Source organism: Mesorhizobium sp. B2-5-3, assembly GCF_006441005.1.
Taxonomy (GTDB): Bacteria; Pseudomonadota; Alphaproteobacteria; order Rhizobiales; family Rhizobiaceae; genus Mesorhizobium.
Window position 1 is genome coordinate 46,706 of sequence record NZ_VFUS01000011.1, and the last position, 11,640, is coordinate 58,345.

An 11,640-nucleotide genomic window follows, 5' to 3' on the forward strand; every position below is an offset into this window, starting at 1 on the left:
ATGCTTATGAAAATCAAGACATCCATCCATCCTTCCTCCGTCGTGGAGGAAGGCGCTCAAATCGGCCAAGGCGTCCGCATAGGACCGCTCTGTTATGTCGGCGCAGATGCCGTGATTGGCGACGGCGTTGAACTGGTCAGCCATGTCTCGGTGATAGGCGCGACGACGATCGGCGCGTCGACCAAGGTCTATCCGATGGCGATACTGGGCGGGCCGCCGCAGAACACCAAGCACAAGGGCGGCCGCACCACGCTCGTCATCGGCGAGAACTGCACGATCCGCGAAGGCGTCACCATGCATGTCGGCACCGATACCAGCCGCGGCGAAACGACGGTCGGCGACAATGGGAATTTTCTCGCCTACGCCCACATCGCCCATGACTGCGTCGTCGGCAAGAACGCCACCTTCGCCAACGGCGCGACGCTGGGCGGACACTGCGAAATCGGCGACAACGTCTATATCGGCGGTCTCAGCGCCGTTCATCAATTCGTGCGGGTAGGCGACAACGCTTTTCTTGGCGGGTGCTCGGCTTTTGTGGGTGATGTCATTCCCTATGCCATGGCGGCGGGAAATCGGGCCAGCCTGCGCGGCCTCAACATCATCGGGCTCAAGCGCTCCGGTCTGCCAAGATCCGAGATCTATCTGCTGCGCAGGGTCTATAAGACAATATTCGACCGCTCGCGCACCGTTGGCGAGAACATCGAATTCGCCAAGGCGGAATTCGCCACGTCACCGACCGCCATGAAGATCATCGATTTCATCTCCAGTCGCGGCAAGCGGCACTATGCTGTGCCATCGCTCAAGGGGAGCGATGGCGATGACGGCGATGACGAAGACTGAGGCGGCGGCAGCGGATTTCGTTCTCTCGCCGGGGGCCAGGGTCGGCATCGTCGCCGGTGGCGGCAGCCTGCCGGTGGAAGTCGCTCAAGGCCTGGCCGCGCATGGCTACCCGCCCTTTATCCTCTTGATGGAAGGCGAGGCCGATCGCCGGCAGGAGTTGCTGCGATACGAGCACGGCAGCCTTGCCCTCGAGCAGATCGGTTCACTGGTGGCGACGCTGAAGCGCCACGGCATCACTCATGTGATCCTTGCCGGCGAAATCAGACGCCGGCCCCGGCTGACCGACATCCGCCTGAGCCTTGGCTTGCTGGCGATCGTGCCATCGGTGATCATGGCGCTGGCGCGCGGCGATGATGGACTTTTGAAGGTGGTGACACGCGGCCTGGAGAAGCGGGGCATCAAAGTGGTCGGCGCGCATGAGGTCGTTCCCGAACTGGCCGCCGGCGAAGGCACGCTGACCGCGGCGAAACCAAAGCAATCGGACTGGCGCGACATCGAGGCGGCCAGGCTGGCCGCCAAGGCCATCGGCGCGCTTGATATCGGGCAGGCGGCGATTGCGATCGGAGGCCGGGCCATCGCGCTGGAAGGCATCGAAGGCACGAGCGGCCTGCTCGAAAGAGCGCGCGCGCTGCGCGGCCATGGCAGGCTTGCCGGAAAGACCCGCGGAGTGCTGGTCAAATGCGCCAAACCCGGCCAGGAGCTGCGGGCCGACCTGCCGTCGATAGGGCCGCAGACGGTGGAAGCAGCGCATGCGGCGGGGCTTGCCGGAATTGCCGTCGAGGCGGGGCGCTCTCTCATCCTGGAGGGGCCGGCGACGCTGTCGCGGGCGAATGCGCTCGGCCTGTTCATCGTCGGCCTGCCAGCAGGGGAGCCGGCGCATGGCTGACAAGGCGCTGAAGATCGCAATCGTGGCCGGCGAGGAATCCGGCGACCTGCTTGGCGCCGACATCGTGCGTTCGATCAAGCAGTCGACGGGCCGCGAGGTGCAGCTCGTCGGTCTCGGCGGCCGCCATCTGCAGGCGCTCGGGCTGGTCTCGCCGTTCGACGCCGGCGAGATCGCGCTCATGGGCTTCAGCGCCATTCTGCGAGACCTGCCGCGGCTGATGCGGCGGATCGGCCAACTGGCCAGGATGGTCGCGGATGAGAAACCCGACTGCCTCATCACCATCGACAGCCCCGACTTTTCGCTGCGCGTGGCCAGGAAAGTGCGCGCGGCCAACCCCACCATCCCGATCATCCACTATGTCTGTCCCAGCGTCTGGGCATGGCGGCCGGGCAGGGCGGTGGCGATGAAGCCCTATGTCGACCACATCCTCTGCATCCTGCCGTTCGAGGTGAAGGAGCTCGGCAGGCTCGGCGGACCGCCAGGGACCTATGTCGGACATCGCCTCACCCATGACGCGGGCGTGCTCTCGGCAGCCAGGACGCAGGCCCAACCGCGGGATCTTTCGCCGGATCGCCTGAAGACGCTGCTCGTCCTGCCCGGCTCGCGACGCAGCGAAGTGCGGCGGCTGCTCGAGCCGTTTGGGGAGACCGTGTCGATGCTGCGGGCACGCGGGCATCGCCTGCGGCTGATGTTGCCGACCGTGCCGCATGTCGCCGATGTCGTGCGCTCGGCGGTCGCTCGCTGGGACGAGAAGCCCGAGATCATCCTCGACCCTGAGCGAAAGTGGCAGGCCTTCGGCAAGGCTGACGCGGCGCTGATCGCGTCCGGCACGGTTTCGCTTGAACTGGCGCTGTCCGATGTGCCGATGATCTCCTGCTACCGGCTTGACCCTGTTGCGCGCATCGTGGCGCCATATCTCGTTTCGGTCTGGTCGGCGCTGCTACCCAATCTGATATCGGATCGGGCGCTGATCCCGGAATTCTACAACGAGTATGTCAAGCCGAACAATCTGGCCCGCCAACTCGAAGCGCTGTTCGCCGACACAGGCATGCGCAGATGGCAGAAGGACGGGTTCGCCGAGATCGCGCGGCGCATGACAACCGCCAAGCCGTCAGGCGACATCGCCGCGCAGGTGGTGATGGGGTATATCAAGAGAGTGAGTAGTGAGTAGTGAGTAGTGAGTAGTGAGTAGGATTACCGCTCTTTCCCTACTGACTACTGACTACTCACTTATTCACTTCTTCCTTTTTACCGCTTCGCGATCGGCACATAGTCTCGCTCCGGCGCGCCGGTGTAGAGCTGGCGGGGGCGGCCGATCTTCTGGCGCGGATCCTCAATCATCTCCTTCCACTGCGCGATCCAGCCGACGGTGCGGGCGACGGCGAACAGCACGGTGAACATGGTGGTGGGGAAGCCCAGCGCCTTCAGCGTGATGCCGGAATAGAAGTCGACATTGGGGTAGAGCTTCTTCTCGATGAAATAGGGATCGGTGAGTGCGATCTTCTCCAGTTCCATGGCGATGTCGAGCAGCGGATCGTCCTTGATGCCGAGTTCGCCCAGCACCTCATGCGCGGTCTTCTGCATGATCTTGGCGCGCGGATCGTAGTTCTTGTAGACGCGGTGGCCAAAGCCCATCAGCCGGAACGGATCGTCCTTGTCCTTGGCGCGGGCGATGAATTCCGGAATGTGATCGACATGGCCGATCTCGCCCAGCATGTTCAGCGCCGCTTCGTTGGCGCCGCCATGCGCCGGGCCCCACAGGCAGGCGATGCCGGCGGCGATGCAGGCGAACGGATTGGCGCCAGACGAGCCGGCGAGCCGCACGGTAGAGGTCGAAGCGTTCTGCTCGTGGTCGGCGTGCAGGATGAAGATGCGCTCCATGGCGCGCGCCAGGACCGGATTGATTTTGTATTCCTCGCACGGCACGGCAAAGCACATGTGTAGGAAGTTGGCGGCGAAATTCAGTTCGTTCTTCGGGTAAATGAAGGGCTGGCCGATATGGTATTTGTAGGCCATGGCCGCGATCGTCGGCATCTTGGCGATCAACCGCATCGACGCCACCATGCGCTGGTAAGGATCCGAGATGTCGGTGGAGTCGTGATAGAAGGCCGACAGCGCGCCGACCACGCCGCACATCACCGCCATCGGATGCGCGTCGCGGCGGAAGCCGGTGAAGAAGCGCGACATCTGCTCATGCACCATGGTGTGGCGCGTCACGCGGTAGTCGAAATCGTCCTTCTGCGCCTTGGTCGGCAGTTCGCCGTAGAGCAGGAGATAGCAGACTTCGAGGAAGTCGCCATGTTCGGCCAACTGATCGATCGGATATCCGCGATGCAGGAGAATGCCGGCGTCGCCATCGATGAACGTGATCTCGGACTCGCAGCTTGCCGTCGAAGTGAAGCCGGGATCGTAGGTAAAGGCGCCGGTGGTGCTGTACAGCGTGGCGATGTCGATGACGTCAGGCCCGACCGAACCACTTCGCACCTTGAATTCGTGCGTCTTGCCGGCGAATTCCAGCTTTGCCGTGGCTTCCTGGGTCTTGCCGCCCAGTTCCCGTCTTGTCGCAGCTTCGGTCATTGCAAACTCCTTCTTGTTTCCTCATGCCGGCAAAGGCAAATTCTGCAAAGCGACACGTCGAAGTCACCGAATGCGCGTATTCGCGACCGCATTTTAGGAAGTGCGTGCCAGATTGGGCCAAGGCTCAATGTTGCACTGCGAAACGCGCCTTTCAATGCCAATCTTCTTGGGCCAGATTGCTCCTAATCGATTTGATCCGCGATGCGCGCCAGGCTCTCCTCGCGACCAAGCACGGCTAGAACGTCGAAGACGCCGGGCGAGGTGCTCTTGCCGGTCAAGGCGGCGCGCAAGGGCTGGGCGACGGCGCCGAGCTTGTAGCCGCCGGCCGTCGCATAGTCGCGGATCGCGGCTTCAGTCGAGGCCGCCGTCCAGTCGCCTGAAACCGCCTCGAGGGCGTCGTGAGCGCCACGCAGGACCTTGCGCGCATCGTCATTGAGCAGCAGGGCTGCCTTCTCGTCGATCGGCAGTGGCCGCGCGGCAAACAGGAAGGCGGCGCCATCGACAAGCTCGACCAGCGTCTTGGCGCGCTCCTTCAGCCCCGGCAACGCTGCCAGCAACTGTGCCCTGTTCCGGTCGTCGAGGCGTGCGGCCATTGCCGGGCCGCCCTCGAGATAGGGCAAGGTGGCGATGAAGATGTCGAACAGCTCGGCATCGCCCATGCGGCGCATGTGGACGCCGTTTAGCGCCTCCAGCTTGGCGAAATCGAAGCGGGCGGCGCCCTTGTTCACATCGCCGATATCGAACCAGGCGATCATGTCCTGGATCGACATGATCTCGTCGTCGCCGTGGCTCCAGCCGAGCCGAGCCAGATAGTTCAACAGCGCTTCGGGCAGGTAGCCCATGGCGCGGTAGGCCTCCACGCCCAGCGCGCCGTGCCGCTTCGACAGCTTGGCGCCGTCGGCGCCGTGGATCAGCGGTATGTGCGACATTGAAGGCACATCCCAGCCCATGGCGTTGTAGATCACGGTCTGGCGGGCGGCATTGGTCAGGTGGTCGTCGCCACGGATGATGTGGGTGACGCCCATGTCGTGGTCGTCAACGACGACGGCATGCATGTAGGTCGGATTGCCGTCCGAGCGCAGGATGATGAAGTCGTCCAGATCCTTGTTGGGAAAGCGCACGTCGCCCTGGACACGGTCATGCACCACCGTCTCGCCTTTGGTCGGCGCCTTGATGCGGATCGCGCCCTTGACGCCAGGAGGCGCCTGCGAAGGGTCGCGGTCACGCCAGCTTCCGTCATAGCGCGGCGGCAGGCCCTTGACCCGCGCCGCGTCGCGCATTGCCTCAAGCTCGGCAGGGGTCTCGTAGCTGTAGTAAGCCTTGCCCATGCGCACCAGCTCCTCGGCCACCTCGCGATGGCGCGGCGCGCGCTCGAACTGCGAGACGGCGTCGCCGTCCCAGGTGAGGCCGAGCCAAGTCAGTCCTTCGAGAATGGCTGCTGTCGCCGCATCGGTGGAGCGCTCGCGGTCGGTGTCCTCGATGCGCAGCAGCATCGTACCGCCGGTGTGCTTGGCGTAGAGCCAGTTGAAGAGCGCCGTACGCGCGCCGCCGATGTGCAGGTAGCCGGTGGGCGAGGGGGCAAAACGGGTGACAACCTTGTCGGACATACAACTCTCGGGAAACGTCTGGAGCGGGGTGCGGATCACACGCACTTTCGCGCGTCGCGCGTTCATGTAGCATAGGGTGTCGAGGGCGCAAGGGGCAGACCCGATGGCTGGAGCGGGCCGGGGCGCGGAGGAAGGCGAGGACGTCGTTGCCGGCGTCAGCGAACGCTCTCTTTTTGCCATGCCCGCGCCCGCCTCATTGCCGCTGGCGTTGCCGCCCCTACAGCAGCCGGGCAAGTCGCCGCCGGCGGATGTTTCCACGCCGCCCGGCATTCCCGCAGCCGGCGCGGCCGTGCGTCTGCGCCGTGAGTTCGGCCGTGCTTCATGGCCTCGTCTGCGCAACGGCGTGGCCAGAGCGTCCGAGCTCGAACTCGATCGGGGCATAGGCTTCCTGCTCGTCCCGGTGTTCCTGGCATGCGGATCGATTGCGTATTTTTCGTTGGCGGCGGAGCCGGGCTTTGCCAAGCCTGTCGCGGTCGCGATCCTGATGTCGCTGTGCGCGCTCGTTTCACGCTCATGGCCGAAAACGCATCTGTGCTTCATGGCGGCGCTGTTGTGCGCGCTCGGCATGCTCGCCGGCAAAGTCGAGACGTGGCGGGCGGGAACGCGGATGCTGGGCTCGGAGATCTCCACGCAAATCACCGGCCGCGTCGTTTCGGTCGACCAGATGGAGACCGGCCGCATCCGGCTGACCATCGATGTGACATCGACCGCGCGGCCGAAACTACGCTACGCGCCCGAGCGCGTTCGCCTTTCGGCACGCAAGGTGCCGGCTGAAGTGACGGCCGGTTCGCTCGTGACCGGCTATGCCAGGCTGTTGCCGCCGACCGGACCGGTGCGGCCGGACAGCTACGACTTTTCCTTCGACAGCTACTTCGCCGGCATAGGCGCCAGCGGCTTCTTTCTCGGCAACCCCAAAATCGTCTCAGCCGATGACAGGCCGCTGTGGGCCGCCCTTTCAGCCGCCATCGAGAGTGCTCGCGAAAGCATTGCCGACCATATCAGGGGCAGCATCGGCGGTGCCGAGGGCGAGATCGCCGCGGCGCTGATCGTGGGTGTGCGCGCCGGGATTCCCGACGAGATCAACGAAGCGATGCGACGCACCGGCATCTACCACATCATCTCAATTTCCGGGCTGCACATGGCGCTGGTCGCCGGCACCGTCATGGGTCTGCTGCGTGGCGGCTTCGCGCTGTTTCCGAATTTTTCCTCCCGCCGGCCGGTCAAGAAATACGCGGCCGCGGCGGCACTTTTCTCGATCGCCGCCTATCTCGTCATTTCGGGCGTCGTTGTCGCCGCCGAACGCAGCTTCATCATGCTGGCGGTGATGCTGATCGCCGTTCTGTTCGATCGGGCGGCACTCACCATGCGCAATCTGGCTATTTCGGCGATCGCCGTCATCGTGGTGTCGCCGCACGAGGTGGTAGGGCCGAGCTTCCAGATGTCGTTCGCCGCCACCGCGGCCCTGGTGGGCGCCTATGCCGGCTGGTCGGATCGCAAAGCCGACAAAGCGCGGACCCCGCCGCCGCAACGGACCTTGCCCGGCCTCCTGACGCGAAAATTGCTGCTGGCGACAGGTGGGCTCGCGATGACCTCGATTATCGCGGGAAGCGCCACGGCGCTTTTCGCCATCTGGCATTTCCAGCGCGTGTCGCCGCTCAGCCTGTTCGCCAATCTTGCCGTCATGCCGATCGTTTCGGTCGTGATGTTCCTTGCGGTTGCCAGCGCGCTGCTGATGCCGTTCGGGTTCGATGGACCATCCCTTTATCTGATGGGGAAGGGACTGACCGCGATGATCGCCATATCAGGATGGATCTCGCAACGCTCGCCGGTCGACGCGGTCGGGTTGATTTCGCAGCAATCCGTCCTTCTGGTGGCGATCGCCCTGGTCATCGCGACGATGGCCACGACATGGCTGCGGCTGGCGGCACTTCCCTTCGCGCTCGCCGGCCTGTTGACCGTCTCGGACACGCGCACGCCGGACGTGCTGATTTCGGAGGATGCCCGCCTGGTGGCGTTGCCGATCGGCGGCGGCGAGCTCGCGATCAACCGGGCGCGCCCGAACGAATTCACCGTCGATAATTGGAAACGCGCGCTGAAGTCCGAAACCATCGTTGCGCCGGAACTGTTCGACAGCGGAGACCGACAGTTCGACATCTTCGATCCCGCGCAACTTCCGGCGGGAGCGCCTTTCTATTGCTTCACGGGCCTGTGCATGGCCCGGCATACCTCGGGGGCGATCATCGCGCAGGTGGAGGATCGCAAGGACGCCTGGAGGGCCTGCTCCTATGCGGATCTGATCGTCATCAACGACCCCGCAGGCTACGATCCCTGCCACAATCCGCTGGTTCTCGTCATCACCAAGCGGCAGCTCGCTCGTAAGGGAAGTGCCGCCGTCTTCTTCGACCAGCAATCGGCGACGGCACCGGCACGGGTCAGCTTTGCCGTCGACAGGCCATATCGGCCTTGGCACGAACAGCGGAAATTCTCACGCGAGGCAAGGGGACTGCCGCCTTACCGTAAACCCGAAAAGCCCACCGCCGACCCCGCTCAGTAGCGCCTGATCAGGCCGACCAGCTTGCCTTGCACCTTGACCCTGTCCGGTCCGAAAATACGTGTTTCATAGGCCGGATTGGCAGCCTCGAGCGCAATCGAAGCACCCTTTCGGCGGAAGCGCTTCAGCGTTGCTTCCTCCTCGTCCACCAGGGCCACGATGATCTCGCCGGGACTTGCGGTGTCGGCATTGCGGATGATGACCGTGTCGCCGTCGAAAATGCCGGCCTCGATCATCGAATCGCCCTTGACCTCCAGCGCATAGTGTTCGCCGCCCATGATCATGTCAGGCGGCACTGAAATGGAATGCGTCTGATGCTGGATGGCGTCGATCGGCACACCCGCTGCGATGCGACCCATGACCGGGATCGACACCGCTGAAACCGCATCGTCGTCATTGCCGGCAGCGGGCAGACGCGAAGACGTCGCCGGCTTGATCTGCCGGCTAGGGCTGCTGCCCTGTCCGAGGCTGCCCTGGATGACGCTCGGGGAGAACTTCTTTGCCGCGTTAAGACCCGGCGCGATCGAGTCCGGCAGGCGCAGCACCTCCAGCGCGCGCGCCCGGTTGGGCAGGCGGCGAATGAAGCCGCGCTCCTCCAACGCCGTGATCAGCCGATGAATTCCCGACTTGGAGGCGAGGTCCAGCGCTTCCTTCATCTCGTCGAAGGACGGCGGAATGCCGCTTTCCTTCAGCCGTTCATGGATGAACATCAAGAGTTCATGTTGCTTGCGCGTGAGCATGGCGGCCCCCAAAGGCATTGCACGAAGGGTCTGGAACCAGAATCAGAAAACAAACCCAGAACAAACACTATCTGTTCCAGTTGTGTTCCGCAACCATTTAAAGTTTAATGAATTTCTTAAGGCGACGGAAACGAAATGCCCTCCCGCAGCCAGCATCCTGCCAGCGCGGTCCGTCGTCAATGCGCTCCCGGGCCCTTTGAAACTATTTTGGTTAATGGCCTGTGGCCCGACCGGTCTCCACTCTTGGCACAAGCCTGCAAGCTGGGTGACCGGCAGGTGCGGGGTGCGTTTGGGCGGATTAGAAACCCCTGCGGCTCGTGAACGAAACGAAACCAAAATGCCAACTTCCGCCGGAAAACGGCCAGACACCACCACTGGTCGCGATGGGCTGCGTTCGCTCGCTCCTTGCTTCCCGTTCGCTTGACGAAACCGTATAATAATGTACGGTTTTCGAAGAGGAACACCAATGATCACGCCGAAGCAGGCCGCGCGACGCGAACGGATAGAGGAGGCCGCCTATGCGGTGCTCCGGGAAACCGGCTACAAGAGCGCCTCCCTGCTTGCTATCGCCAAGCGGGCATCGGCCTCGAACGAAACCCTCTACAACTGGTACGGCAACAAGCAGACCCTGTTTCGATCCTTGATCGAAGCCAATGCGGGAGAGGCAAGGAAGCTGCTGGAGGACGCCCTTCACCAGGCGCGCGATCCGCTCGAAACCCTGAACTTGCTCGGGCCAGTCCTGCTGACCCTCGTGACGGGCGACAAGGCGGTGGCGCTCAATCGCGCCGCGGCCGGCGACGTCAACGATACAGGCACGCTTGGCCAATCGATCGCGCAATTCGGCCGCAATACCATAATGCCGCTTGTTGGCGACCTGCTTCGAACCGCAAGTCGGGCCGGCCTGATCGCCTGTGACGATCCTGCCGAAGCCGCCGACATCTACATCAGTCTTTTGATCGGCGATCTCCAGGTTCGCCGGATCGTTGGGGTGCTCGAGGAACTGCCTCGGGCGGAAATCGAGCAAAGATCGAACCGGGCGTTCACCCTGTTCTTGCGCGTCTATGCGGCCAGCCCTTGCCCGGGCGGCAAAACAGCCGGCCCGTTTCCAGGGCGCTCTTCTCACCGAGGAACATCGCGACCATGAGCAAAATTCCCGATCTCGCAGCGATCGAGGCAATGGACACCGCGGATCCGCTGCGTGCCATGCGTGACCGCTTCACCTTGCCCCAGGGGGTGATCTATCTCGACGGCAATTCGCTGGGCGCCGCTTCGCCCGCCGTGTTCGGCGAGCTGCAGAAGGCCGCCACGCAGGAGTGGGCGCAGGATCTCATCCGCGCCTGGAACACCGCCGGCTGGTTCGACATGCCGGTCGAACTCGGCGACCAACTCGGGCGCCTGATCGGGGCCGCCGCCGGCCAGACGGTGGTCTGCGATACCACCTCGATCAACATCTACAAGGTGCTGCATGCGGCACTCGGGATGCGGCCGGACAGGTCAGTCATCGTCGCCGAGGGGGACAGCTTTCCGACCGATCTCTATATGGCCGAAGGCGTTGCCTCGACGCGGCCGGGCACGGTGCTGCGGCTCGAGGGTGTCGATGCGCCGACCATAGAAGAACTGATCGACGAGCGGGTCGCGGTCATCCTGGTCAACCACGTCAACTACAAATCCGGGCAGTTGCGCGACGTGGCCGCGCTGACGCGGACGGCACATGATGCCGGCGCGCTGATTGTCTGGGATCTCTGCCATACCGCCGGCGCCTTGCCCGTCGAGCTCGACCGTTCGAATGCCGATTTCGCCGTTGGCTGCACCTACAAATATCTCAATGGCGGCCCGGGTGCCCCGGCCTTCATCTACGCGGCCGAGCGCCACCATGGCGATGTCCGCCAGCCGCTCAGCGGCTGGTGGGGCCATGCGCGGCCATTCGCCTTCGAACAGGGTTTTGCTGTCGGCACAGGCATCCGCCGGTTTCTCTGCGGCACGCAGCCTGTGCTGTCGATGCGCGCGCTCAAAGGGGCGCTCGATGTCTGGAACGACGTCGACATGGCAGAGGTGCGCAGGAAGAGCATGGCGTTGACCGATCTGTTCATCCAACTGGTCGAGGCAAAATGCGGCGCCTACGGCCTCGAACTCGAAAGCCCGCGCGATGGCAATGAGCGCGGCAGCCAGGTTTCGTTCCTCCACCCGCATGGCTATCAGGTGATGCGGGCCTTGATCGAGCGCGGCGTGATCGGCGATTTCCGCGCGCCATCCACGATTCGCTTCGGCTTTACGCCGCTTTATGTCGGCTATGTCGATGTCTGGCAGGCTGTCGAGGTGCTGGAAGACATTTTGCGCACGGACGCGTGGCAGGAGGCGCGTTTCGCCGTCAAGGCGGCGGTGACTTAAGAGCCTGTCGCTCAGAAAAGCGCAGTGGGTTCGGGATAACGATATGCAGTC

General features: G+C 63.7%; 9 protein-coding genes. 6 read left to right on the plus strand and 3 right to left on the minus strand.

Going from position 1 to position 11,640, the window contains the following annotated elements; all coding sequences use genetic code 11:
• Nucleotides 1-6 precede the first annotated feature (6 nt).
• The 3 genes from lpxA to lpxB are packed head-to-tail and all read left to right on the plus strand — an operon-like array spanning nucleotide 7 to nucleotide 2,897.
• The gene (lpxA, locus tag FJ867_RS22940) at nucleotides 7-840 is read left to right on the plus strand and encodes an acyl-ACP--UDP-N-acetylglucosamine O-acyltransferase (protein WP_140498684.1); all 834 of its coding nucleotides are present in this window, start codon (nucleotides 7-9) and stop codon (nucleotides 838-840) included.
• Nucleotides 812-1,726, plus strand: a complete 915-nt coding sequence (locus tag FJ867_RS22945) for an LpxI family protein (protein ID WP_140818702.1) — start codon at nucleotides 812-814, stop codon at nucleotides 1,724-1,726. The genes lpxA and FJ867_RS22945 overlap by 29 nt, the downstream gene beginning before the upstream one ends.
• Nucleotides 1,719-2,897: a lipid-A-disaccharide synthase gene (lpxB, locus tag FJ867_RS22950; protein WP_140557157.1), complete on the plus strand. Its 1,179-nt coding sequence runs from the start codon at nucleotides 1,719-1,721 to the stop codon at nucleotides 2,895-2,897. The genes FJ867_RS22945 and lpxB overlap by 8 nt, the downstream gene beginning before the upstream one ends.
• Nucleotides 2,898-2,974: 77 nt before the next feature.
• On the opposite strand, the gene gltA is transcribed toward lpxB, so the two are convergent.
• Nucleotides 2,975-4,303: a citrate synthase gene (gene gltA, locus FJ867_RS22955; protein WP_140498678.1), complete on the minus strand. Its 1,329-nt coding sequence runs from the start codon at nucleotides 4,301-4,303 to the stop codon at nucleotides 2,975-2,977.
• Nucleotides 4,304-4,485: 182 nt separating this feature from the next.
• Nucleotides 4,486-5,910 carry a glutamate--tRNA ligase gene (gene gltX, locus FJ867_RS22960; RefSeq protein WP_140557159.1) on the minus strand — a complete coding sequence of 475 codons (1,425 nt, stop codon included), beginning with the start codon at nucleotides 5,908-5,910 and terminating at the stop codon, nucleotides 4,486-4,488.
• Nucleotides 5,911-6,013: 103 nt separating this feature from the next.
• On the opposite strand from gltX, the gene FJ867_RS22965 reads away from it, so the two are divergent.
• Nucleotides 6,014-8,464: a ComEC/Rec2 family competence protein gene (locus FJ867_RS22965; RefSeq protein ID WP_140818704.1), complete on the plus strand. Its 2,451-nt coding sequence runs from the start codon at nucleotides 6,014-6,016 to the stop codon at nucleotides 8,462-8,464.
• Here the strand turns inward: FJ867_RS22965 and lexA are convergent.
• Entirely contained in the window at nucleotides 8,458-9,201 is a 744-nt protein-coding gene (lexA, locus tag FJ867_RS22970) for a transcriptional repressor LexA (RefSeq protein WP_140498674.1), read from the minus strand. The genes FJ867_RS22965 and lexA overlap by 7 nt on opposite strands.
• A 466-nt stretch (nucleotides 9,202-9,667) precedes the next feature.
• Here lexA and FJ867_RS22975 point away from each other — a divergent pair, with 466 nt between their 5' ends.
• Both FJ867_RS22975 and kynU read left to right on the plus strand, forming a co-directional pair.
• Nucleotides 9,668-10,345 (plus strand): TetR/AcrR family transcriptional regulator C-terminal domain-containing protein, encoded by a 678-nt coding sequence (locus tag FJ867_RS22975; protein WP_181168419.1) that lies wholly within the window; start codon nucleotides 9,668-9,670, stop codon nucleotides 10,343-10,345.
• Nucleotides 10,342-11,589 carry a kynureninase gene (kynU, locus tag FJ867_RS22980; RefSeq protein WP_140498670.1) on the plus strand — a complete coding sequence of 416 codons (1,248 nt, stop codon included), beginning with the start codon at nucleotides 10,342-10,344 and terminating at the stop codon, nucleotides 11,587-11,589. The genes FJ867_RS22975 and kynU overlap by 4 nt, the downstream gene beginning before the upstream one ends.
• Nucleotides 11,590-11,640 lie beyond the last annotated feature (51 nt).